Source organism: Dyadobacter sp. CY327 (genome assembly GCF_021390415.1).
GTDB lineage: Bacteria > Bacteroidota > Bacteroidia > Cytophagales > Spirosomataceae > Dyadobacter > Dyadobacter chenhuakuii.
Window position 1 is genome coordinate 1,196,552 of the sequence record NZ_JAJUXJ010000001.1, and the last position, 23,945, is coordinate 1,220,496.

Annotated in this window: 18 protein-coding genes; 9 read left to right on the forward strand and 9 right to left on the reverse strand. The window is 45.4% G+C overall.

Features of this window, described 5'->3' with window-relative positions:
- Positions 1–61 precede the first annotated feature (61 nt).
- Together LZG74_RS05065 and ychF are read left to right on the forward strand one after the other, a co-directional pair.
- Positions 62–409 carry a DUF3276 family protein gene (locus tag LZG74_RS05065; RefSeq protein WP_082213641.1) on the forward strand — a complete coding sequence of 116 codons (348 nt, stop codon included), beginning with the start codon at positions 62–64 and terminating at the stop codon, positions 407–409.
- Between the two features lie 158 nt (positions 410–567).
- Positions 568–1,668 carry a redox-regulated ATPase YchF gene (gene ychF / locus LZG74_RS05070; RefSeq protein ID WP_233795511.1) on the forward strand — a complete coding sequence of 367 codons (1,101 nt, stop codon included), beginning with the start codon at positions 568–570 and terminating at the stop codon, positions 1,666–1,668.
- Between the two features lie 58 nt (positions 1,669–1,726).
- Here ychF and LZG74_RS05075 read toward each other — a convergent pair whose 3' ends face one another.
- The gene (locus LZG74_RS05075; protein ID WP_233795512.1) at positions 1,727–3,010 is read right to left on the reverse strand and encodes a DUF5103 domain-containing protein; all 1,284 of its coding nucleotides are present in this window, start codon (positions 3,008–3,010) and stop codon (positions 1,727–1,729) included.
- Positions 3,011–3,114: 104 nt separating this feature from the next.
- Between LZG74_RS05075 and LZG74_RS05080 the strand changes: the two genes are divergently transcribed.
- Positions 3,115–3,693 carry a Uma2 family endonuclease gene (locus LZG74_RS05080; protein WP_233795513.1) on the forward strand — a complete coding sequence of 193 codons (579 nt, stop codon included), beginning with the start codon at positions 3,115–3,117 and terminating at the stop codon, positions 3,691–3,693.
- Between the two features lie 61 nt (positions 3,694–3,754).
- Here LZG74_RS05080 and LZG74_RS05085 read toward each other — a convergent pair whose 3' ends face one another.
- Entirely contained in the window at positions 3,755–5,710 is a 1,956-nt protein-coding gene (locus LZG74_RS05085) for an ABC-F family ATP-binding cassette domain-containing protein (protein WP_233795514.1), read from the reverse strand.
- A 108-nt stretch (positions 5,711–5,818) separates the two neighbouring features.
- Here LZG74_RS05085 and LZG74_RS05090 point away from each other — a divergent pair, with 108 nt between their 5' ends.
- The 5 genes from LZG74_RS05090 (at position 5,819) to LZG74_RS05110 (ending at position 13,737) form a co-directional block, all read left to right on the forward strand.
- Positions 5,819–6,397, forward strand: coding sequence for a bifunctional precorrin-2 dehydrogenase/sirohydrochlorin ferrochelatase (locus tag LZG74_RS05090; protein WP_233795515.1), 579 nt, complete (start codon positions 5,819–5,821; stop codon positions 6,395–6,397).
- A gap of 194 nt (positions 6,398–6,591) precedes the next feature.
- Positions 6,592–9,948, forward strand: coding sequence for a SusC/RagA family TonB-linked outer membrane protein (locus LZG74_RS05095; protein ID WP_233795516.1), 3,357 nt, complete (start codon positions 6,592–6,594; stop codon positions 9,946–9,948).
- A 44-nt stretch (positions 9,949–9,992) separates the two neighbouring features.
- Positions 9,993–11,465 carry a RagB/SusD family nutrient uptake outer membrane protein gene (locus tag LZG74_RS05100; RefSeq protein WP_233795517.1) on the forward strand — a complete coding sequence of 491 codons (1,473 nt, stop codon included), beginning with the start codon at positions 9,993–9,995 and terminating at the stop codon, positions 11,463–11,465.
- An 18-nt stretch (positions 11,466–11,483) separates the two neighbouring features.
- Entirely contained in the window at positions 11,484–12,410 is a 927-nt protein-coding gene (locus LZG74_RS05105; RefSeq protein WP_233795518.1) for a putative zinc-binding metallopeptidase, read from the forward strand.
- Between the two features lie 22 nt (positions 12,411–12,432).
- Positions 12,433–13,737 (forward strand): DUF4302 domain-containing protein, encoded by a 1,305-nt coding sequence (locus tag LZG74_RS05110; RefSeq protein WP_233795519.1) that lies wholly within the window; start codon positions 12,433–12,435, stop codon positions 13,735–13,737.
- 99 nt (positions 13,738–13,836) lie between these two features.
- Here the strand turns inward: LZG74_RS05110 and LZG74_RS05115 are convergent, their stop codons facing one another.
- The 4 genes from LZG74_RS05115 to LZG74_RS05130 form a co-directional block, all read right to left on the reverse strand.
- Positions 13,837–15,213, reverse strand: a complete 1,377-nt coding sequence (locus LZG74_RS05115) for a RagB/SusD family nutrient uptake outer membrane protein (protein ID WP_233795520.1) — start codon at positions 15,211–15,213, stop codon at positions 13,837–13,839.
- Between the two features lie 27 nt (positions 15,214–15,240).
- Positions 15,241–18,333 carry a TonB-dependent receptor gene (locus LZG74_RS05120; RefSeq protein WP_233795521.1) on the reverse strand — a complete coding sequence of 1,031 codons (3,093 nt, stop codon included), beginning with the start codon at positions 18,331–18,333 and terminating at the stop codon, positions 15,241–15,243.
- A gap of 130 nt (positions 18,334–18,463) precedes the next feature.
- Positions 18,464–19,240, reverse strand: coding sequence for a glycosyltransferase (locus LZG74_RS05125; protein WP_233795522.1), 777 nt, complete (start codon positions 19,238–19,240; stop codon positions 18,464–18,466).
- On the reverse strand, positions 19,233–20,486 hold the full coding sequence (locus LZG74_RS05130) for a glycosyltransferase family 4 protein (RefSeq protein ID WP_233795523.1): 1,254 nt from the start codon (positions 20,484–20,486) through the stop codon (positions 19,233–19,235). The genes LZG74_RS05125 and LZG74_RS05130 overlap by 8 nt, the downstream gene beginning before the upstream one ends.
- A 135-nt stretch (positions 20,487–20,621) precedes the next feature.
- On the opposite strand from LZG74_RS05130, the gene LZG74_RS05135 reads away from it, so the two are divergent.
- Positions 20,622–21,530 carry a class I SAM-dependent methyltransferase gene (locus LZG74_RS05135; protein WP_233795524.1) on the forward strand — a complete coding sequence of 303 codons (909 nt, stop codon included), beginning with the start codon at positions 20,622–20,624 and terminating at the stop codon, positions 21,528–21,530.
- Positions 21,531–21,601: 71 nt separating this feature from the next.
- Here the strand turns inward: LZG74_RS05135 and LZG74_RS05140 are convergent, their stop codons facing one another.
- From LZG74_RS05140 to LZG74_RS05150, 3 genes are read right to left on the reverse strand one after another with little or no spacing between them, the layout of a single operon-like run.
- On the reverse strand, positions 21,602–22,408 hold the full coding sequence (locus tag LZG74_RS05140; RefSeq protein ID WP_233795525.1) for an FkbM family methyltransferase: 807 nt from the start codon (positions 22,406–22,408) through the stop codon (positions 21,602–21,604).
- A 15-nt stretch (positions 22,409–22,423) separates the two neighbouring features.
- Positions 22,424–23,326, reverse strand: a complete 903-nt coding sequence (locus tag LZG74_RS05145; RefSeq protein ID WP_233795526.1) for a glycosyltransferase family 2 protein — start codon at positions 23,324–23,326, stop codon at positions 22,424–22,426.
- Between the two features lie 2 nt (positions 23,327–23,328).
- Positions 23,329–23,943, reverse strand: coding sequence for a methyltransferase domain-containing protein (locus LZG74_RS05150; protein ID WP_084439632.1), 615 nt, complete (start codon positions 23,941–23,943; stop codon positions 23,329–23,331).
- Positions 23,944–23,945 lie beyond the last annotated feature (2 nt).

Genomic DNA, 23,945 nt, shown 5'->3' on the forward strand with positions numbered 1-23,945 from the left:
AACAAATTGCTAATATGCTCTTGTTTTTTTGTTAGCAGCAATAAACTTTATATTTTAGCGTTTGAAAACCTATTTAAAACTTAACATAGTGGAAGACAGAGAGCAAATCTACTCCAAAAGGGTCAGGGCAGGAAAAAGGACTTACTTCTTCGATGTTCGCTCGACGCGATCCAACGATTATTATCTTACCATCACAGAAAGCCGCCGCCATCCGCAGGGAGACGGTTTTACGTATGAAAAACACAAGATGTTTTTATACAAAGAGGATTTTGATAAGTTCGTTGATGCTTTGAAGGATGCCGTGGATCATGTGAAAACAGAGTTGATGCCGGAAGTTGACTTTTCTCAGTTCGAAGCCAAGGCAGATGAGGTGGACGTAGTTGGAGAGTCGGACCTTAAGTGGGATTAAAAAAATTAACAGAATGAAAAAGCCTTCGCAATCTATTACGAAGGCTTTTGGTTTTTCTACTCGCTAAGTGGTAATTTTGTAAATTATCATCTGGCAGACAGGAGCTCTTTGCATTGTTGCATGGAAAACTACCTGCTTTTAACTGCATAAATTATAACATGAGTCTTCAATGTGGGATCGTGGGATTGCCGAACGTAGGGAAATCCACTCTTTTTAATGCCATTTCAACCGGTAAAGCCGAAGCCGCCAATTATCCTTTCTGTACAATCGAACCCAACGTAGGCGTGGTAACTGTGCCTGACGAGCGTCTGGATGTTCTTACAAAGCTGGTAAGTCCGCAGAAGGTTATACCAACCATCATAGAATTCGTTGACATAGCCGGCCTTGTGAAAGGCGCAAGCCAGGGAGCAGGGTTAGGGAATAAATTTCTTGCCAATATCCGGGAAGTTGATGCCATTGTGCATGTTGTAAGATGTTTTCAGGATGAAAATGTCGTGCACGTGGAAGGTCGTGTGGACCCTGTTTTTGATAAAGAGATCATCGACATTGAATTACAGATGAAAGATCTCGAATCTGTTGATAAGAAAATCCAAAAAACAGAAAAAGGAGCCCGTGCCGGTGATGCAAAAGCAAAAGCGGAACTGGAATGGCTGAAAAAATATAAAGCAACGCTGGAAGAAGGCAAAAATGCCCGCAGCGTCGTGATTGATGCAGAAACCAAAGAAGCCGTAATCGGTGATTTGCAATTGCTGACTGCCAAGCCGGTTCTGTATGTTGCTAATGTGGATGAAAACTCAATGCTGACCGGCAACGAGTATTCTGAAAAACTGCGCGAGGCTGTGAAACATGAAGGCGCAGACGTAATTGTCCTTTGTGCAGCTATCGAATCACAGATTTCGGAAATTGAAGATCCGGAAGAGCATGAAATGTTCCTGGGAGAATATGGTTTGAAAGAATCAGGTTTGAGTAAATTGATCAAAGCATCTTATTCACTGCTGAACCTGATTACGTATTTCACAGCCGGTGTGAAGGAAGTAAGAGCTTGGACGATTGAAAAAGGCTGGAAAGCGCCACAAGCTGCGGGTGTGATTCACAGTGATTTTGAAAAAGGCTTCATCCGTGCGGAAGTGATTAAAATTGCTGATTACGAGCAATATAAAACAGAGGCTGGCGTGAAAGAAGTTGGTAAAATGGCCGTTGAAGGCAAGGAATACGTTGTTGCGGATGGGGACATCATGCACTTCCGTTTTAATGTATAGCAAATAATATTCTGATTGATGAAGGAGCGACTGTCTGTCGCTCCTTTTCTTGTGCCTTTTAGCGCCTTCTGTTCCATTCCACAGTACGGTAACCGATCAGCAGATCGGCTCTTCCGGCTTGCGGGCGATGGTAAATGAGGATGTCATAGTCATTCTCTGTTGCGCCATAATTGCCTTCAATATATCCTTCATCCGGTCTTTGTCCCGCCTTAACCATCGTGTAATTGTAATTGATGACGCCTTGTTTGATCATCATTTCAACTTCATAAGCATTTGTCGCCGCATTGTAAGTCATCTTATTGGCATCCGTAAGTTGCCAAAGATTGAAGGCACCATTCACGTAAAATGTAGCCTCGGGGTCTTGTTGGGTTCTCAATGTGAACAGGACAGGCGTATAGTCAGCTTCGATACTTCCGTTCCCTGATTCACGTTGATCTACAATGTATTGACCATTAAAATCATCTGTTTGAATGTATGCATTGTTAGCCCGGGACTTGTCAGGGAATAACATCAGCCTTGTAAATTCGTCCGACCGCTCGATTTCATTAACGCCAAAACCCCTGCCTGTCAGGCTTCGGCTATCGAAATAGCGAAATTCATTTCCGCCGGGAAAAGTGTTTTCCAGATCAAAGAATGTGTACTCCAAAATCTGATCAAAAGGCCTGACATTGGTCGGTTTAAAATTGGTCCTTATTTCATTGAAACGGAAGTTTTTCCTGAGGACCACTTTCAGGTCTGTTTGCGGCGCATTTAAGGGATATCCTTTATAATCAACTACAAAATCAAGCTGCTGGTCCGAGAACTGCTGCTGAATCCCTTGTGAAAAACGCGCTTTCGCATCAATGTTCACGCGTGATTCATAAAGCATGAAACGGCGGCTTAGCACAGGCTTTCTATCCCGATCGGAATAAACATAAATGACATAATTTCCTGATAATTTGAGTTTAGGCAATTCTAGTTTGTAATGAAAATAAGGCACTTTGGTGCTGAAAGCCTGCTGGTAATCATTGATCGGATATTCATTAAATTCAAATGTAAATTCAATGTCGTTCAGGTTTGATTTGGTCCAATCCGCATTGCAATGGATGATTTTAGCACGGTAACCCTCAAATTGACCCGAAAGATCATCAAATTCTAAAACAAGCGGGGCAGGACTCGTTAGCGGCTTAATGGAAGGCGTTAGCAGGCGCGTTGGGTTTTCGGGGTTTTCCAATGCTGGTGCAAGCAGCACGGTTTTTATTTTATCATTATATATAAAATCTTCCAATCTGATGTTTTGAGATTGCGCATTCGCATTTCCATACGTCAACCCAAACCACAAAAAAAGCGAAATCAACCTCATAATAAATCATTAAAATTATCCTGTGACTTTTTATGTAATGTACGTCTGAATAGCCAAACGTGTTTTGCACGCTGGCAACTATTTTTTAACTTACATTATCCAACATGATCGCACAGACTATTAAAATGTATTCAGAACAAGAGTATTTGGAGCTGGAAAGGAAAGCCGATTATAAGAGCGAATATTACAAGGGAGAGATATTTGCAATGGCAGGGGCGAGTCCTAATCACAATCGGATTATGGCAAACCTATCAGGGGAAATTTACATGGCACTGAAAGGCCGATCTTGTCAAAATTTTTCAAGTGACATGCGCTTGCATATTCCCCAAAACGGTCTTTATACTTATCCTGACATAATAATCCTTTGCGGGAAGCCGGAATTCTCTCAAAATGATAAGGACACATTAATCAACCCATCTGTAATAATTGAAGTATTGTCTAAATCTACAAGCGCATATGATAGGGGTGATAAATTTCGGCTTTACAGATCAATCCCAACATTGACGGACTATATCCTTGTTGATTCCTTATCAATTTCCGTCGAGGTCTTTCGGAAAAACGAAGACGGCACTTGGTTGTTGAATTCAGAAATCAACAACATTAACGAGCGGATCACATTGACAAACATTAATGTCCAGATAGAGCTGAAAGACGTTTATGCTCGAACTATTGGATTGAATTAGACATTAAAAGCAAAAAGGGAAATCGTTTGATTTCCCTTTCTGCATTACTAATATTAAATACTTACTTCCCAGCCAGCGCATCCACTTCCAGCATCAGATTCTCCCAGGTCTCCGTGCTTTGATCCAGCTTCTGTTTAATGTCTGTATAAAATCTGTTTAAATCAGCAAGTGCTTTTGAATCGTTGTAAATCTCCGGATTTGCGAGCTTAACTTCTGTTTCTGTTTTCTTGATTTCCAGATTGTTGATCGTAGCTTCAAGTTCTTCGATCTGCTTCTGTGCTTTCTTTATTTTTTGCGAATCTTCATTGGAAACAGGCTTACCATTGTTTTTGGAGGCATTACCATTGGATGCAGGTTGCGGAGCTGCTTTCTGTGGCGGTGCGCTGCTAACCGTTGCTTTATCACTTACAGCCGATTGCAAACCACGCTCTTCAACCCACACTTCATATTCCTGATATGTGCCTGGATATTCCTTAATCTGGTGATCTTCAATGTACCAGATCTTGTTCGCAATGTTTTCAACAAAATATCTATCGTGGGAAACCACAATGTAACTGCCTTCATATTGCTGCAAAGCCTGGATCAGAATGTTCACCGACTGCATGTCCAAGTGGTTGGTAGGCTCATCGAGCAGCAGGAAGTTGGCTTGCGAAAGCAAAACCTTGGCCAATGCAACCCGTGATTTCTCACCTCCCGAAAGGACTTTTATTTTCTTAAAAACATCATCCCCGGTGAATAAAAAACATCCTAAAACCGTCCGTAACTCCGTCTCAGTTTTGTTAGGATTAGCGTATTTAAGCTCTTCAATAAGGTTGTGGTTCACATTCAGCGATTCCAGCTGGTGCTGTGCGTAGAATGTAAAAGAAACATTGTGCCCTAGTCTTCTTTTTCCTTCAATCGGCTCTGTTCCAGCTACAACACGAAGCACTGTTGATTTTCCGCGTCCGTTGGCTCCTATCAATGCAATTTTATCACCGCGTTCCATGCTAATGTTGGTGCTGTCCAGAATGACCTTGTCGCCATAAGCTTTGGAAGCATCTTCAAGCTGGAAAACGTGTCTTCCCGGTTGCGTAGTAAATTGGAAACGAAAATGCACTTTCGCATTCTCGTCGATCACCTGGTCCACAACATCCATTTTATCCAATGCCTTCACACGGCTCTGAACCTGACGCGATTTGGTTGCTTTGGCTTTAAAACGCTCGATAAATCGTTCCGTCTGGCGAATTTTGGCCTGCTGGTTTTCATAAGCACCGCGCTGAATTTCGTTGCGTTCCTCTTTTTCCTCCATATAGTAGGAATAGTTTCCGGCGTAGTAATTCAGCTTTCCATTGGCAACTTCAACCGTTGTGTCAATGGTGTTATCCAGAAATTGCCTGTCGTGGGAAACCACGATCACAGCGCCTTCATAACTCTGAACATATTTCTCAACCCACTGAATAGAAGGTAAGTCCAAGTGGTTGGTTGGCTCATCGAGCATGAGTAATGATGGTTTTTGCAAGAGCAACTTTGCCAGCATAACCCGCATTCTCCAACCCCCGGAAAACAATTTCAATGGTCTGTGTAGATCATCTGTAACAAAACCCAGGCCTTCCAGGATCGCTTCTGCCTTGGATTGAATGGTGTAACCGTCCAATGCTTCAAATTCTTCCTGGACCCGCGCCAGCTTATCGACCAGTGCATCTGTATAATCGTGCTCCATGTCGTGCAGGATCTTGTCCATCTGGATTTGCAACACATTTTGCCGTTCAAAAGCCTGCATGGCTACCGACAAAATGGAATCATCGCTCTGGTAAGAAAGCAAATCCTGGTTCAGGAAACCGATGGTACAGTCGCCCGATTTGGAGATATTTCCGCCGTCCGGCTGGAACTCCCCGTTTATCATTCTAAGCAATGTTGACTTTCCTGTGCCGTTAAGACCGATAAGGCCGATCTTTTGTTTGGGCTTAATATGCAGCGAAGCACTGTCGTAGAGTGCCCGGTCGCCAAGAAAGTAACTGAGGTTGGTAATCGCGATCATGCCGCAAAGGTACGGCGAAAGTGGGAGATAGAAAAAGTGGATTTGTTGGAATAGTTATAAAAGCCCTCGCATAACCAGGTTATTGTCAGATTTAATGTAAATTTGAACATGAACAATCTCTTCCCGATCTTCCTCAAACTCGAAAACCTGCATACGCTTATCGTGGGTGGAGGATATGTAGGACTGGAAAAAATCACAGCCGTGCTGGACAATTCGCCCCTTGCCAATGTTACGCTCGTTTCCCCCGACATCCGCCAGGAAATACGCGATATAGCAAACCTGAATTCCCGGATAAGTTTAATTGAACGCAGGTTTGAGGACGCGGATCTTGACACGAAAGACATGGTTATTGTCGCAACCAATGACAAGCTGGAAAACGCCCGGATCGCCGGCGTAGCCAGGTCGCGGAACATGCTTGTCAATGTCGCCGATACGCCCGCAATCTGCGATTTTTATCTTTCTTCGGTGGTGAGGAAAGGGAATTTGAAAGTGGCGATTTCCACAAATGGAATGTCCCCGACGCTCGCCAAGCGTTTGAAGGAGGTTTTAGGGGAAGCCTTGCCCGATAATCTGGAAACGGCAATGGAACAATTAAAGGCTGTCAGGGATATGTTAAAGGGCGATTTTGCCTTTAAAGTTGACGAATTGAACCGCATTACTTCCGTTTTGACAGAGAAAAAAAAATAGTCAAAAAAAGGCCTACAACGCCCGGTTACATCACAATAAATTTGAGTACAGAAAGTTTTATTAATTGCAAAGCGAAAGTTTAGCGCCACCCCTCCATATCGTTCCGTTTTTCTGCGTATTATTGAGATAATTAATCATTAAATCCGTCCTGGCGGAAACCCATTAATTTGCGTTAGACTTATACTTTGTTTTATATGAATGTTCTCTATCGGATCAGTGGCCTGAGTCGGCTTTCATTTTTGCTTGCATTCTTCGTTTTCCTTTCCAGTACAATTTCTGTTTTTTCAAATACAATATCCACTGCGGATATTGACATTAAGGGCGTTGTCAAAAGCACGACCGGGGAAACGCTTGTTGGGTCCACAGTCCGGGTGAAAGGAACGCAAAAAGGCACGGTAACGAACGAAAAAGGTGAGTTTGTGCTGCAAGGAGTGAATGAGGGTGCCACGCTGGTTGTGACAATGATCGGATTTTTGCCCAAAGAGGTGAAAGCTGCGCGAAGTGTTTCTATCGAACTCGCCGAGGATGCAGTGGGATTGCAGGATGTGGTAGTAACTGGCTTTCAGCAAATTGACAAAAATAAATTTACAGGATCGGCTGTAACATTAAAAACGGACGATGTCAAGATCGACGGTCTGCCCGATGTTAGCCGGATGCTCGAAGGACGTGCAGCAGGGGTTTCTGTCCAAAACGTTTCCGGAACATTCGGCGCTGCACCCAAAGTGCGGATTCGCGGTGCAACTTCATTGAATGGCGATAACAAGCCACTATGGGTGATTGACGGTGTCGTGCAGGAAGATATTGTTAATATTTCCAATGATCAGCTTTCAAGCGGCGATCCTACAACATTGCTGGGTTCTGCAGTGGCAGGGGTTAACCCGGCTGATATTGAGACATTTGACATTCTTAAAGACGCCGCCGCTGCCGCACTCTATGGTGCGCGCGCCATGAATGGTGTAATCGTGATCACTACGAAAAAAGGGAAAAGCGGCAAGCCTGTCATTACCTATTCCGGGAATTTCAGCACGCAGCTGACTCCCAGTTACAGGAATTTCAATATTATGAACTCCGCTCAGCAAATGTCTGTGCTGGGTGAGCTCGAAAGAAAAGGCTTCCTTACTTCCAGCGTCCTTTCCAAGCCTGATTATGGTGTTTATGGCAAATATTACAATTCCCTCGCAGGCGACGATCAGGGAAATTTTCCCCTTGCCAATACGCAGGAAGCGAAGCGGAATTTCTTGCTGGGATACGCCCGGACCAACACCGACTGGTTTGATGTCCTTTTCAAGCAAAACTTCATTCAGGAACATTCTGTAAGCGTTTCATTTGGGACAGACAAATCACAATCTTATGTATCAACCAGTTATCTCGATGATAATGGCTGGACAATTGCTGATAAGGTCAAGCGATACACATTAAACTTTAAAAACAATTACCAGCTTTCACCGAGAATTACGCTCGGGCTGCTGACGCTTGCTTCCGTAAGAAGACAGGAAGCGCCTGGTTCGCTGAGCCGGAGAAGCAATCCGGTCGAAGGCAAGTTTGACAGGGATTTCGACATTAATCCTTTCAGTTATGCGCTCAATACGAGCCGGACGCTGACTGCCTATGACGAAAATGGAAACCTGGAATTTTTCAGAAGAAACTTCGCACCATTCAACATTGTATCGGAGCTGGAAAACAACCGGATCAAGCTTAATCTGGCCGATATCAAATTGCAGGGCGATTTTTCTTATAAAATCACGGATAACATTACCTATGATTTTATAGGTGCGTTGCGCTACATTCAAACGGGCCGCGAGCACATTATCACCGAAAATTCCAATATGGCCAATGCATATCGCGCGGCGGATAATTCGACGATTGCATTAGCCAACAAATATCTCTACACCGATCCCGATGTGCCCAATGCATATCCTGTGGTTGTGCTCCCCAGCGGTGGTTTCTACAACCGGAACGAGGATCAAATGTTGTTTTATAACATTCGTAACAACATCAGATACAATAAAACTTTTAATGAAAGGCACGCTGTCAATGTGCTGGCGGGGCAGGAAATTAAATATACTAACCGGCAAAATTCCAATAACACCGGTTACGGCTTTCAATATGGGCAGGGTGGGACGCCGTTTGTGGATTACCGGATCTTGAAACAGACCATTGAGGCCAATTTCCAATATTACGGCATGCGGATGGATTACGAGCGTTTCGCTGCATTTTACGGAAGCGCCGGTTATACATTAGACGACAAGTACAATTTCACAGGTTATGTCCGCTACGATGGTTCCAACGGCTTCGGAAAGTCGGCAATAGCACGCTGGCTGCCAACGTACACCGTAGCAGGTTCCTGGAATTTTGACCGTGAGAATTTTATCAAAAGGTTTAAATGGCTCAGTATGGGTCGGTTGCGCGCGAGTTATGGGCTTTCTGCGGACACAGGTCCGGCAACAAACTCAGCAGCATTGTTCCAGAGCATCATTACCAGACGCCCTTATGGTGATGAAAAAGAGTCTGCTATACAGCTTGCGTCTCTCGAAAACACAGAGCTGACCTGGGAGAAGCTTTACAGCGGAAACGTGGGATTGGATCTTGGCTTTCTGGCTAATCGCATAAACCTGAGCGTGGACGGTTACATTCGCAACAGCTTTGACCTGATCGATCAAATCAAGACGTCGGGGATAGGAGGGCAGATTTATAAAGTGGCCAACTACGCCGATATGCAATCCTATGGTGTGGATTTTTCTTTGGATGGCGTTTTATTTAAAAACAAAGATTGGGATTTCCGCTCGCGTGTGACGGTGGGTTATGCCCGCACGCAGATCACGAATGTGGATAACAGCCCCGGCATCTTTGATCTTGTCAAAGCAGAAGGCGCCAATGTAAAAGGAAGGCCCGTTCGGAGTTTATTCTCGATTAAATATGACGCACTGAATCCGACAACGGGCGTGCCTATCTTTTTGAACGAAAATGGTGAAGTCAGTTCGGATGTTTATCTGCAAGATCAGAATGTAGGTTACCTTAAATATGAAGGGCCGGTTGACCCACCATTTACAGGTGGTTTTAATAACACATTAACTTATAAAGATCTGTCGCTGAATGTGTTTATAACGTATCAGGCCGGAAACAAAATTCGCCTCAACCCGCTTTACAAGGACACATTCAGCGATCTGGATGCCATGCCGAGGGAATTCCTGGATCGGTGGGTAATGGCAGGTGATGAAAGCGTAACAACTGTTCCATCCATCAGCGATATGCTTGAAAAGCAATATCTGTCAGGAACATATCCCTATAACATCTATAATTATTCAACCGAGCGCGTTGCCAGAGGGGATTTTATCAGATTGAAATCTGTCTCACTGGCATATAAAGTCCCATTGGTGGTTGCTGCAAGATACGGTTTCAAAGGAGCGAGCATTCAGCTGTCATCGATCAATCCATGGTTGATTTATGCGGATAAAAAATTGAAAGGACAGGATCCTGAGTTTTTCAACTCGGGTGGTGTGGCCCAGCCGATCCAGAAGCAATTCACGGTGGCACTCAAACTGACATTATGATCGTGAAGGGGGTAATCAGTATGGATGATTTTAAGTTTTTGAATATGAACAAGACTAAAATTTTTAAAAAGATACTTTTCGCTCTGCCGCTCTTTATGCTGGCGGGTTGCGAAGAATTTCTTTCAACAGAACCGGATAGTACCAGGGCCACGATCAACACGCCGCAACAGGTTTCTCAGTTGCTTACAACAGCTTATCCGCAAGGAGGTTATGTTGTTTTTGCGGAGTCTATGAGCGATAATGTTGCAGACAAGGGCATTGGCGAAGACGATAAGACGAACCGCGCATCTTTTCTTTTTGAAGAAGTGGAGGCCACGGTCGATGAACAAGATTCTCCCGACCAATACTGGGCGGAATGTTACCGCGCTATTTCTGTTGCTAATCAGGCGCTGGACATTATCAGCAAATCTTCAAATCCGTCGCAGTATGATGCCCAGCGGGGTGAAGCATTGGTGGCGCGGGCTTATGCACATTTCATGCTGGTCAATTTTTTCAGCAAATTTTTCGATCCCAGCCAGCCGAATACAGAGCCGGGCGTTCCCTATGTTACTGAACCTGAAACGGTTGTATTGAAAAAATACGAAAGAGGCACCGTTTCCAGTGTGTATCAAAAAATTGAGCAGGATTTGGTTGAAGGTTTACCGCTGATCAGTGACGGCTCATACACCATTCCGAAATACCATTTCAACCGGGCAGCAGCGAATGCATTTGCGGCGCGTTTTTATCTGGTAAAAAGGGATTATCCCAAGGTGGTGCAGTATGCCAATGCCGTTTTTCCGGGCAGCAGCATTGTGGATAACCTCCGCCCCTGGAACACAACCTATTCCAGTCTTTCGCCACAGGAACTTTACAACACTTATTCAAGAGCAAGTCAGAATGCTAACCTGATGCTCGTAGAAACTGCTTCCCTTTTCGGAAGACATGTTGCGCGTTATCGTTTTGGAATGAATTTCCAGAAATGGCAGGAAATTTCAGCAAGTGAAAACATTATCAATGATTCGCCGGGATGGTCTTATCCATTGTATTCCCAGGGAGATAACAATTATCTCATCCCTAAACTGAATGAATATTTTGTAAGAGAATCCGTCAATGCGGAAATTGGGCAGCCCTATGTCATGTTGCCGATTTTCACGGCGGAGGAAGTGCTTTTCAACCGCGCCGAGGCCAATGCATTCCTGGGCAATACCGCCGCTTCCCTGGCGGATCTGAATTTATTTGTGAGTAAGCGTGTCGGCGGCTATCAGCCTGCTAAGCATACTGTTACAGCCGCGAGTATCCGCAGGTTTTTTGGGCCGGTCAATCTCCGGGACGGGATCATTAGTACAATCTTGTCTTTCAAACGCGTCGAATTCGTTCAGGAAGGCATGCGCTGGTTCGATTTGCAGCGTTATGCGCTGCCCGTGACCCACCAAACGGTTAATGGCGGCACGCTCACGGTTCAGGCCAATGATCCGAGACGAATTTTACAAATTCCACAATCCGCTACATTGGCAGGCATTGAACAAAACAAGCGATGATCCTAAGCATTTAATGATATGATGATAAAACAGTTACATAAATTATTCTTCGCAGCATTGTTCCTGACGGTGGGATTTAGCAGCTGCAAGGAGGAGGAAATAGGGGAGGCGGAAGATATTCCAGGCCTCGGAGGTGACGAATGGGTGCAGGGACCGATCGATAAATGGATCCTGGACAGTCTTGTAACACCTTATAACATTTCGGCCAAGTACAAATGGGACCAGTTTGAATTTGGTAACATTACCAAAACGCTCGTTCCGCCGGACGAGTCACAGGTTGTGCCGCTGCTTAGCACCATCAAAAAAGCCTGGACTATGCCGTATGTGCAGGAAGCAGGGAAAGTTTTTTATAACAAATTTTCGCCCAAATTCTTCATTCTATCCGGCAGTAACGAGTATAATGCAGAAGGCTCGATCACGCTCGGAACGGCCGAGGGCGGCCGTAAGGTTGTATTATTCGGGGTGAATCTTTTCAAGATAAAGGGAATGGCCGGATATGATGCGGCCCGGGATTCGTCCTTTGTGAAAGACTGGTTTTTACATACGATCCATCACGAATTTGGTCACATTTTGCATCAGACTGTTCTTTACCCTGTTGAATATAAAGCCGTTTCAAGATCATTATACCAAGGCGGAAACTGGATCAACTGGTCGGATAATGATGCGCGCCGGGATGGCTTCATTACGGCTTACAGTTCGCTGAATTTCGATGAGGATTTTGTGGAAATGATCGCCATGATGCTGACGGAAGGGAAAGCCGGTTTTGACAAAATTGTAAATGCTATTCCCGAAGGCACCAGCCCGCGGGGGACCACCAAAGCGCAGGCACAAGCGGCATTAAGACAAAAGGAAGCGATTGTGGTCGCTTATTATAAAAACACCTGGAAAATTGATTTTTACAGCCTGCAAAACAGGGTTAGGGGATCAATGAACAAGCTTTTTTAATTGTATTTCAAAATATTTCCGGATGAAAAAATCCATTTTATATCTGCTGTTTTTATGCGTCTCTCTCACGGCTTGTGAAAATAACGACGACACATTGTTTGAAGAAACAGCCGATGCGCGACTGAACGCAGCGCTGACATCCTACGAAAAGCAACTTGTGGAGTCTCCATATGGCTGGAATGCAGTCATTTATCCTGGCGGTGGCGGGACTTACGGTTTTCATTTCAAATTTGATGCTAAGAACCGCGTCACCATGTACTCCGATTTTTCCGATGAGTCTGCTGCCAAACCAAAGGAAAGCAGTTACCGCCTGAAAGCAGTGCAAACGCCGGTTCTGATCTTTGATACCTATTCCTATCTCCACATTCTGTCTGATCCGGACGAGGAGGTAAATGGCGGTGTGCGCGGCGACGGGCTGTTGTCTGATTTCGAGTTCAGCATCTTCCCGGATTCGGTTAAATCGGAATCGATTACACTTGTTGGCAGGAAAAATAACAGCAGACTTGTTTTGACCAAAGCAACCCAGGCACAGGCAGCATCTTATGCGGCGGGTAACCTGGCAAAAGGCGCTTTGTTCAATAATATCACAAAGTATCAGGCCTATTTCAAAAGGGTTACTTTGGGAAATGTAACTTATGAAATTACATTAAGCCCAAGTACGCGCACCATTAAAATGACTTGGCTCGATGGAAACATACCCAAAGTTTTTACCAGCAATTATTACTTTACAGAGGCAGGTGTGGCATTCTCCTCGCCACTGGTCAATGGTTCACAAACCATCAACGGCTTTACAAATGTAACATGGAATGCCAATGCGGGCCAGGTCGGGGTTACCGGGGCTGGTTTGAAAGGAACCGTAGTAAGTGCCACCAAGCCGCTATCCGTGGATCTGGCGGCATCCAGAAGATGGTGGCAAGAGCCGATTGAATCCGGCGGAGACTGGCGTTCACTGCAAGGATTTCATGTAAATGGCGTCGACGATGCATTTAAAATACAAGACCTAACAGAAGATGGGGCGCAATACGCTTTTGTCATTTACCAGCCTGGATATGATGCAACTTATGACCTTTTTGGTCCAATATTTTTTAAAGATGATGCGCTAAGACTTATTTACGGTTTTGCGCCCGATACACCGACTTTTGCCAGCGATGGCCGTATCATTTTCCGTGATGCAGGAACGTTAGGTAAGGCTCCCGCAACAGGCCCCGCAGTAGAAACTGCTAAGTTGCTATATGAACCGAGCGGCTACTATCTTATCCAGACTTCTTCATCAACGTATGATATGGTCAGCGCAAAAGATGCCAAATCCTGGATCAGCTGGCAGTAATAGCATCATACATTTGTTTTTGTATAAGGCACTAAAAAAACCACTTCCAGGCAGAAGTGGTTTTTCTATTATTCTTGAAATGACCTTTTGTCAAATCCCTTAATTATAGCCCTCATTCTGAACCAGTTTCTGATTTACATCGATCTCGCGTTGCGGGATAGGGAAGATCAGTCTGGGCGAATTATAGGGGATTGTGCTGATGTTTTGCTTATTCCGTTTTGCATCATGGAGCGCCAGGCCTTCAAAAGCAAGTTCTAAGTGGCGCTCTTTCAGGACAGAAGCCAATGTTACAGCCGTTGTCGCTTTCAGTCCTGCTCTGGCCCTGATGCGGTTAATGTCGGCTAGCGGCGTCGCGCCTACGACAGTTCCGAGCCGGAAGTTTGCTTCCGCCCGTGTGAGATACATTTCGGCCAAACGGAACTGCAATACATTGCCCAAATTGTCAAGATGCTTTTGCGTATATGTATTGTTGGTTGGCGTCAGGAAAAATTCGCCGCGCTTGTCGCCTGCTTCATAAAGTGCCCTGTGCTTATTCAGAATACGGATATCGCCGCGTCCGCCCGTTCCCGGAATGTCATCAATGGTAGTTCCGAAAAATGTGTTTAAATCATTTACACCGTCTTGTTGGGTCACAACCATCGCGAAAATATATTCAGCAGGATTGGCGCCACCATTGTTTAAGAAGGTGTAGAATAGTGATTCAAAGTCGCTGTTCAGGGTGTATTTGCCTGATGCAATGACGGCATTAGCCTCATCCCGCGCCAAAGCGAAATTGCTTTGCTGTAAATAAACCCTCGAAAGCTGAGCCGATGCGGCATATTTTGTCGCGTAAATGGTGTTAGATTCGGGTAGCAGCGATTTTGCAGCATTCAAATCTTCCAAAACCTGCGCGTACACTTCGGCCACTGAGTTTCTCGCCAGCTTATCTTCCTCAGTCACAACGCGTGTTGGTTTGAGCACGAGCGGAACGCCGGGATTCGTTGCGTTATCTCCGTCTCCCCAGGTTTTAGCATACAATCTTACAAGGTCGAAATACAACGAACCGCGGATAAATCTCGCCTCGCCTTCGATGCGTGCCCGCTTTTCTTCGTCCACAATGCTCAGCGCTGACAGCACATTGTTGCAGCGGTTGATCGCAATATAGGAGTCGCGCCAGATCAATTCGGCAGTCAGGTTTTGTGTAGTAAGCTGTCTGGCAGATATTTCGAGCATATTCCTGAATGTCCCGCCGAAGGCGATCTCATCATTATTGCCCAGAAGCTCGGAGGCGTATTGAAAAGCGCCACCATAAACGTCAACATCCTGCAAAGCGTCGTAACAGCCGATCAGCGTCACTTCTACGTCTTTCGATGTGCTTAACGCGGCCGTTTCGTCGATACTTTGTGTTGGGTCAACGTCCAGTTTGCTATCGCAGGCACTCGTAAAAAACAACCCGGCGGCTAATGCCACATTATATATGAATATTTTTCTTTTCATGATTTTAGAATAAATGGCTGAATGCAATTAGAAACCAATGTTAACACCGAAGAGCAACGTGCGTGGCTGAGGCGGTGTATAAAAGTCGTTTCCAAGTGCGAATTTCAAATCTCTTACGGGAATGTCATCCGTGCTTACTTCGGGGTCCCAGCCTTTGTAATTGGTCCAGGTGGCCAGGTTCATGGCGGATACATACACACGGACACGGTCCATCTTGATCCGGCTCACAATGTTGGAAGGTAAATTGTATCCCAATGTCATGGTTCGCAAGCGTAAGTATGAGCCGTCATAAATGTAACGCGTAGATGCCTCGTTACCATTTCCTTTGTAAAAACGCGCCTCCGGTACATTTGTATCGGTGTTTTGCGGAGTCCAGGAATTAAGCTGATCCACTGTCTGGTTGTCTTCATAGATCCCGTTGGCGGAAGCATATTGGCCTACACCATAAAAATTAATTTTATTTCCGGCAACACCATTCAGGAAAATTGTCAGGTCTAATCCTTTGTAAGAGAATGTGTTGGTGATCCCGCCTACAAATTTAGGGTTTGGATTACCCGCAACTACCCGACGTGCGCTGTTGTAGGAAGAGGTTGTTGATCTGTCAATGTTGCCATTGGCTTCTTCTGTGTTTTTGTAGAATAGCGCATCGCCGTTTGCTTTGTCGACACCGGCATATTCAACGGTGTAAAACACACCCACAGCCTCACCTTCCATCACCCGGCTCATATTGGAAATCCCGCCTTCGATGATTTGTTTCTGGATGTTTGTGACCTTGTTTTTGTTATTGGCAATGTTAAATGAAGTGGTCCATTTGAATGCGCCCACAATGTTCTGTGTATTCAGTACGAATTCGAAGCCCTTGTTTTCCAGCTTGCCTACATTGGCAACCTGGATAGCAAAGCCCGAAGTTGCTGGAACATTTACTTCCAGTAACAGACCATTGGTTTTTTTAATATAATAATCAATTTCACCATTGATACGGTTGTTGAACAAGCCGAAATCAAGACCTATATCAGCCTGCTTCGTTGTTTCCCATTTCAAATTCGGGTTAGCCAGCTGTGAAGGACGCTGCCCGGCTGCACCGCCATAACCCGCATCTCCTGAAAACAATCCGAGTTGCGGGAAATCACCGATTTCTGAGTTTCCTGTAGAACCATAGCTTCCTCTCAGTTTAAGGAAGCTCAGCGTATTATTTTCTTTCAAAAAGTTTTCCTCCGTGAGCACCCAGCCTGCGGATACAGAAGGGAAAAACCCATAACGAGAATTCGCTCCAAATCGCGAAGAACCGTCGATACGGGCGCTGGCAGCCAGCAGATATCTTTCAGATAACTTATAATTGAAGCGTAAGAAGTAGGATAGGAAACGATAATTGGTTTCGGTAGAACTTCCGTCCGACTTCGTGGCCGCACTCGCGATCTTTTTGTATGAGTTCGAGGGAAACTGTGTTCCTGCAATGAAGTTTTCTTTCGTTTGGGAATCCTGATAGGACATACCCAATGTTGCGCTAATGCTATGGATGTCAAATACTTTGTCGAAAGTGAAGAAATTGTTGGTGTTGTAGTTGGTTACAAACGTGCCGAAGTTTTCGCCCAATCCATTCACCGCCTCATCTACATTACGCAGGTTCTGGCTTTGGTAATAGCTCTCTTCATTCTGATTTAATAAATCAACACCCAGCTCGGTCCGGAATTTCAGCGAAGGCAGAATGTTGATCTGTGCATAAGCATTGGTAAGGTTCCGGAATGATGTGGCCGTGAAGTTCGAATATTTAACCGAGATCATCGGGTTGAAATATAGGGGCAGGTTCACATCTCCCGGCGGCGTACCAATCGGCAAACCCGTTTCCGGATCTGTAAATGGGGTTAATGGCGTTAATGCAGACATTTGAAGCGGATTCGAGAATGAATTGTCACCCGGCAAGCGCTTGTTAACCGTTCTCGCCAAACCCATTGATAAGCCGACTTGCAACCAGTTGGACGCCTGGTGATCCAGGTTCATGCGTGTTGAAAGCCTGTCCAGCTCATTGCCGATGATGGTTCCTTTCTGATCCAGATATTGACCTGAAAGGAAAAATTTCGTTTTATCATTTCCTCCATTCAGCTGGAAATCAAGCTGCTGCATGCCGCCTTTGGTGAAGGCCTGATCCTGCCAGGGGTAGTTTTTCTGCTGAGGTGTGTTGGCAGTTCCCAGACTGTAACGGTTTAGGTTATCCAGGAAATAGGCCGTATTCGACTCCGGATCGCTGGGGTCGTATTCATCTATCCGGTCGCTGTTAAGGGCCGCGGCCGTATAGAACTTTACGTACTCATCTGCATTCAAAAATTGCACGCGCCGTGTTGCTTCCGAAGATCCCTGCTGATAATTGATACTAACATTGGTTTTTCCCGCCTTACCACGCTTGGTTGTGATCAAAACAACCCCATTAGCAGCCCGGGAACCGTAAATAGAGCCCGCAGAAGCATCTTTCAGGATTTCTATGGATTCGATGTCGTTGGAATTAATGTCGGACAGCGGGTTGGTGGCGCCACCAGTGCTGCTACTCAGATCGGACGTTGTAATGGGCATGCCATCCACCACATACAATGGCTGGCTGCTTGCGCTGATTGATGAATTTCCGCGGATACGGACATTGATCGCCTGGCCTAACTTTCCCGAGCCGCTATTGACATAAACACCCGCCGCACGTCCCTGCAAAGCTGCATCCACGCTTGCAACAGGCATATTCTGTATTTCCGTGCCTTTCACCTGCGCAATGTTACCCGTCAGATCGCGCTTGATCTGTGATCCGAAACCTGTCACGACCACTTCGCTCAAACTGCGCGTATCGGTTGACAGTTTTACATCGATCACACTTCGGCTGCCGACAGTCACTTCCTGCGCAGTTAACCCCACAAAACTGAAAATGATAACAGAACTTGACGAAGGCGCGCTGATTGTGTAGTTTCCATCAGCGTCGGTTTGTGTTCCAATGGTCGATCCTTTGATGTGAACCGTTGCACCCGGCAGCGGCGCATCGTCACTGTCCGTTGTAACTTTACCGGTAATCTGAACACTCTGCCCATAGACGGACATCCACGTGCTCAGCAAGCATAACATGGCTAATAGTAGATTTTTTTTCATGATTACTAGAAATAATTAGAATAGAAAACATCGAAACAAAAATATGGTTTTCAGTACAATAACAAAATATTGTAACTGGTGTGGCTCAGAAACGACACTATTTATTCTTGTTCAAAAGAGGAGGAAACGCCTACCAATATTTGCCTTTAGACCGGGCAAACTGCGTTCCACGCACAAAAATGCGGATATGATTATACAGAGATGCGGCCAGACCGAAATGTTTTCGTAAAACATAAAATCGGTCAATTAGTGAACGGCGGTGATTTTGTACGGATAGCCCGCCAACCAGATAGCGGCAAAGTGGGTTTTCAATGAACTGAATCCGCTCTGCCCGTTTCAAACATTCAATTTCCCAATCAATGTCTGCGCTGAGATTGTTAATGTCATAGGGTGGGGCAATGGACTTTTTGGCGATAAACGCCTGATGGCAAACTTTCATACCCAATGCAAAATCCTGCCATTTCAATTCCCGGGGCAGCGAATGCGGTGTGAATTCACTCCGCATACCTATTTCAACGCCATTTTCGCGAACCAGCATTGCATCGCTATAATACACATCAGCATCTGATCCGAATGCGGAAATGAGGTTTTTCAGAACATTAGCATCATAAATTTCATCCCCTGCATTCAGGAACCACACATATTTTCCGCTCGCCAGTGCAAGGCCTTTGTTCATGGCATCATACAAACCGCGGTCAGACTCCGAAACTATTTTGGATATAAATGAATGTTTATCAGCGATTTGCAGCGTAGTATCATTGGATTTCCCGTCAATGATCAGATACTCCACAGCTTCCGGAGCGGCCATGTTGCTCAGCGCGTGCCGGGCACTTTGGAGCGTGCGTTCAAGAAATGGTCCGGCATTGTATGTGATCGTAACGATCGTGAGCAGCGGGAAATCATTCATTTGCGAGCAGTGTGTGATATAATTGTTGGTATTGATCCGCTACGACGCGCTCGCTATATGTTTGCAAAACTTTGGAACGTGCCTTACCGGGCAATTCAGCATTGTTTTCAGGATTCAAAATCCACTCGATTCCTTCCGCAAGCGACTGTGCCGACCCTTGCAATGCAATGTATCCGTTGACTTGATGGTCGATCATTTCAGGAATGCCACCAGTGGCAAATCCGAGAGCCGGCGTGCCGCAGGACATAGCCTCCATGATCGTATTGGGCAAGTTGTCTTCCAGGGAAGGCACCACGATCATATCAGCCGCATTATAGGCTTCCACCATGGCATTAGGATCCGAAATTTTCCCCAGATAATGGACCGGCACAGGAAACGAAGCCATCAAATCGGGATTTGCTTTTCCAAGCACCAGTATTTCGATATCGCTGGTCGGTAAGCCTTTTTTTTCCAAAGCCTGTCTGAAAAACATAAAGCCTTTTCGCGGGTCACCAATGTTGGCGCCGGCAAATAGGATCAGCTTTTTTGATTCAGGCAGGTTGAGTTTTCTTCTGATAGCAAGTTTTTCAAAAGGCCTGAACAATTCCGTATCAATGCAGTTAGGAATGCTCAATGATTTTTTAGCTCCCGTTAATGCGGCCTTTTTTACCAGAGAATCCAGCCACTGGCTTGGGGAAACCAGTGCCATCCGGGTATTTTTATAAATGGAGCGCTTCCGCTCAAACTGCGCGAAAGATATGTCGTATGCGTCTGGTTTGGCCAGATAAGGGCAGTAATGACAATGCGTCAGGAAGTTTTCACAACCCCGGCTGTAATGACACCCGCCTGTAAATGTCCACATATCATGCAACGTCCAGACGATTGGTTTACCCAACGCAAAAAGCTTGTCAAGCGAATCCAGGGACAGAAATCCGAAGTTAATCCAATGTAAATGAATGATATTCGCTTCCTGCACCCAGGGATTGTTGCTGATATCGGCACCAATCTCAGCCGGCGAGAACGCAAATCGCACAGATGCATCGCGCTCCTGCGGATAAAAATAAAGCCTCTCGCCAACAAACCGCACCCAGGCTAGTTTTGACTGCAATGCTGTGCTTGAAAGTCCGGCAACGCCCGGCTCTTCGGCCGATAAACCGGACACCAGCAACTTCGATTCTGTGCCTGATTTCAGCAGCGCCCGGTGCAATCGCGTGGCGGCAACGCCCGCTCCTCCTTCCAGGTGAAAATTGCTGAGGTGAAGCACCATTTACTGCGATCGTTGTTTGAGAGTTATAAGAATTGAATGCCCTGCGATTGTAAGAGGGTAAAATTAAATAGTTCTGTGGTTAAATAAATTTTATGCTTAAAAGTATCTTTATCAAAAAATAGTAATCAAGGTAAAATGTCTACGGAAAAGCAAAGCCATGAGGCGCATTCAGGTTGGTATGAGGTGCAGTATGCTACTCAGGAGGCAAAGGACAAGGCGATAGAAAACTGGGAGTACGACGAACAGCACAAAACGATCAATCACTGGATCCACCGCAGGCAGCTTGAATTAACCGCGCCATTTACTCTGGAAAAAAAATCCTGGCTTACCATCGGCGATGGGTATGGTTTCGACGCCAACTACTTTTTCCGCCAGGGCCTGGACACCACTGCCACAGACATTTCCGGCACATTTCTGCCATTATCGCAAGCCAGAGGCTTTTTTGATCATTATTCGGTCGAGAATGTTGAGAAACTGAGCTTTGGCGACGACACTTACGATTACATCTTTTGCAAGGAAGCCTATCACCATTTTCCAAGGCCTTATCTGGGGGTTTATGAAATGCTGCGGGTCGCCAGGGAAGCAGTCATCCTGGTAGAGCCACATGATCCGATCTCAAAAATGCCGTTTTTGTTGGCATTACGGAACATTTTCGATCGTTTTGATACGAAACTGCTTCAAAAATATTGGAAGAACCGCTATTCTTTTGAGGAAGTAGGCAACTATGTTTTCAAGCTTTCGGAGCGGGAAATGGATAAACTAGCGAACGGAATGGGCCTGCCAGCCGTCGCATTCAAAGGCATCAACAACAACTATTACCACCCATCCTACGCCAAAGACAAAGCTGACGATTCGTCCCCCGCATTTCGAAAAATCAAACGGAAACTGGCATTGCACGACTTCCTGATCAAATTCTCGCTCATGCCGTCACAAGTGCTGTGCGCCGTGATTTTCAAGAAATTACCTTCACAAAAAGTAATGGATGCAATGAAACGTGAAGGTTTCCAAATACACATTTTCCCGCCGAACCCTTACGCTAGGTAGGTTAGGGACTTCTTTGAGATCACAATTTGTGATCTCAAGTTTCCATGAAATGTCAGCTATTTATCAAGCGCCTACTCCCGCCAGCCGAAAATATTTAGCTGTAAATCCATGACGTCGTTGCCTCGGTAGCGGTAGTTGGTGAAGGGTTTTAGGCGGTGCTGGTTGGTGTCGATGTAATAACGGAAGTTGTTTTCTTCGAAGATGCGGATGATTTCTGCCAGTCCCTGCGGATTGCCGATGTAGGAGTGGAATTCGACAAATAAATTCTGAACATGGCCCAGGGCGTTGCGGCAGTCATTGAGCACTTCTTTCTCAGCGCCTTCAATGTCGATTTTCAGAAAATCAATGCGCTTTTCGGCCAGGAGAAAGTCCTTTAAACGGATTGAAGCAATTTTTTTCTTTTCAGCACTGGAATAAATGGAGGAAGAATCTGCCGATTCGCTCCCAAACCAAATGCCCTCATCATTCATCCAGACAGCCTTATCAATGATCTTAACATCATTAATGTTGTTATTCCTCAGGTTATCACGAAGCAATGCGGCGATTTCAGGTTCCGCTTCGAAGGCCGTAATGTGTGATTTTGGGAAAAGCTTTTTGAAATATAAAACACTCATCCCAACATTGGCCCCACAATCGAAAATGACCGGCTCAGGATTTTTTGACTCAAAAAAATAAAATTCATCAGCAAAAATCTCCTTATGCTGCCAGAGAAACGACATTGTATCGGGCACGGTCAGTTTTGAATTTCCAAATTCAACCTGCGTCCGCGTATGCCTGCGACTGTTGCCATATTTCAATAGCAGACCCATAAACTCACGGTTGGTTGAGGTCCGCAAGGCGTTGAAAGGTTCTTTCAGTAAATAGCGCAGCCAATACATATAATTTCTGTTTCGTCAGATCCGGTATTTGATCCGGTTCTTGATCTTTAATGCAAGCGGAAGTTTGTAATAATCCGCAAATGCCTGAATAACCTGATGATCAGGCACAATGTTCGGGTCGATCCGGATTTTGCTGTCGCTCACTTCCGAGCCATAATAGCCCGTTTTAAATGTAAAATTCGTCCCGCTACCGTCTGTGCCAATGTTCCTGATTTTCGAATGCACCGGATATACGCCATATGCATCATTCAGAAACTGGCTGTAAGTCCAGCGGATCGCCCAGGAATCGATTACTTTTCGCTGTTGCTTTACCAGCATGGGCCAGAGATCTTCTCCGCCTGATTTAAACTGATTTCTTTTAGTTTTATCCTTTTCCAGCTTGTCAAACGCTGTAACTTCCCAATCGGCCTTATTCCATTTGCTCCGCCAGGTTCCCCAGCCCCACGAACTTGCGCGCGGTGCGAGATAGAGGTCTTCTTTATAATGTGCCGGAAAAGAGATCGGCGGGCCGTAAGCCGTTACTGAAAAAACGTCTTTACGCGATTCGAATGCAGCTAACGCCTCATTCATAAAAACCAGGAAATCCGGCGCGGTAAGCATGTCGTCTTCCAGCACAATCACCTTTTCAAACTGGTTCAGCACTTCGGTAACGCCTCGGATCACAGAAGCCGCCAAGCCCTTATTTTGCTCTGAATGATGGATCTTAATGTGCTTGAAACCAGTAATAGAGGTCAGATAAGTCCTTACATCCGCTACTAGGGTTTCATCGGACTTATTCCGGGGCCCGTCCGAGTAAATAATCAGTTCGCTTTCCGTTGCCAGTATGTTCTGTTGCAGCGCCTCGATCGTTTGCTGCAAATGCGCAGGGCGATTGAAACAAAACAACACGATAGGGGCAAGACTGGCGGGCAAACTCATTGTTAGCTTTTATAAGCATCGATGATCAAAGAAGTATAACCCAGTTTTCCGCCAGCATTACGGCTGTCGTGGTCCGCCGAGCGCCTGATCATGCCATCTTCCGGCTTCCAGGGCGACTTGTGAAACTGGCCTTCTTCATCAAAATATTCGAGCAATTTTACTGTAAAACCAACAGCTTCGAGTGAGCGCGACATGATTTGATAATTGTAGAGCAACTTATGGTCATCTGCTCCGTTTCCCGTGCCGCCGGGCTTTACATAATTGATGTATTCTTCGCTGGGATTAAAACCATCCGGAACCGCAACTCTCAGAAAACCACCGGGTTTGAGATAAGTATGGCAATGTTTGAATGCGAGCTGTCCTTCTTCCAGTGTCAAATGTTCCCAGACGTGCTCGGCAAGGATTTTATCAATTGAATTTTCGTTAAAATATTTTTGCCAATCACTTTCTTTCAGCAAGTTAAGTGTCTCAATATCAGAATGTATCCAGCCTTTGTAAAGCGAGTACATGCTTCCCACGACCATATTGACCGGTTTGGTCGGATCGTAGGTGGTCAATTGATATAAACTATATGGCTGTTTGAGAACGCCGGCAATTATTTTTTCCTTTAACGACATCA

Excerpts from the sequence above, each read along its gene's own strand:
- LZG74_RS05095 (WP_233795516.1), top strand. The coding sequence starts at position 6,592 with ATGAATGTTCTCTATCGGATCAGTGGCCTGAGTCGGCTTTCATTTTTG.
- LZG74_RS05120 (WP_233795521.1), bottom strand. The coding sequence starts at position 18,333 with ATGAAAAAAAATCTACTATTAGCCATGTTATGCTTGCTGAGCACGTGG.
- LZG74_RS05140 (WP_233795525.1), bottom strand. The coding sequence starts at position 22,408 with ATGTATTGGCTGCGCTATTTACTGAAAGAACCTTTCAACGCCTTGCGG.
- LZG74_RS05080 (WP_233795513.1), top strand. The coding sequence starts at position 3,115 with ATGATCGCACAGACTATTAAAATGTATTCAGAACAAGAGTATTTGGAG.
- ychF (WP_233795511.1), top strand. The coding sequence starts at position 568 with ATGAGTCTTCAATGTGGGATCGTGGGATTGCCGAACGTAGGGAAATCC.
- LZG74_RS05085 (WP_233795514.1), bottom strand. The coding sequence starts at position 5,710 with ATGATCGCGATTACCAACCTCAGTTACTTTCTTGGCGACCGGGCACTC.
- LZG74_RS05150 (WP_084439632.1), bottom strand. The coding sequence starts at position 23,943 with ATGTCGTTAAAGGAAAAAATAATTGCCGGCGTTCTCAAACAGCCATAT.
- LZG74_RS05125 (WP_233795522.1), bottom strand. The coding sequence starts at position 19,240 with ATGAATGATTTCCCGCTGCTCACGATCGTTACGATCACATACAATGCC.
- LZG74_RS05115 (WP_233795520.1), bottom strand. The coding sequence starts at position 15,213 with ATGAAAAGAAAAATATTCATATATAATGTGGCATTAGCCGCCGGGTTG.
- LZG74_RS05090 (WP_233795515.1), top strand. The coding sequence starts at position 5,819 with ATGAACAATCTCTTCCCGATCTTCCTCAAACTCGAAAACCTGCATACG.
- LZG74_RS05145 (WP_233795526.1), bottom strand. The coding sequence starts at position 23,326 with ATGAGTTTGCCCGCCAGTCTTGCCCCTATCGTGTTGTTTTGTTTCAAT.
- LZG74_RS05100 (WP_233795517.1), top strand. The coding sequence starts at position 9,993 with ATGAACAAGACTAAAATTTTTAAAAAGATACTTTTCGCTCTGCCGCTC.
- LZG74_RS05105 (WP_233795518.1), top strand. The coding sequence starts at position 11,484 with ATGATGATAAAACAGTTACATAAATTATTCTTCGCAGCATTGTTCCTG.
- LZG74_RS05075 (WP_233795512.1), bottom strand. The coding sequence starts at position 3,010 with ATGAGGTTGATTTCGCTTTTTTTGTGGTTTGGGTTGACGTATGGAAAT.
- LZG74_RS05110 (WP_233795519.1), top strand. The coding sequence starts at position 12,433 with ATGAAAAAATCCATTTTATATCTGCTGTTTTTATGCGTCTCTCTCACG.
- LZG74_RS05135 (WP_233795524.1), top strand. The coding sequence starts at position 20,622 with ATGTCTACGGAAAAGCAAAGCCATGAGGCGCATTCAGGTTGGTATGAG.
- LZG74_RS05130 (WP_233795523.1), bottom strand. The coding sequence starts at position 20,486 with ATGGTGCTTCACCTCAGCAATTTTCACCTGGAAGGAGGAGCGGGCGTT.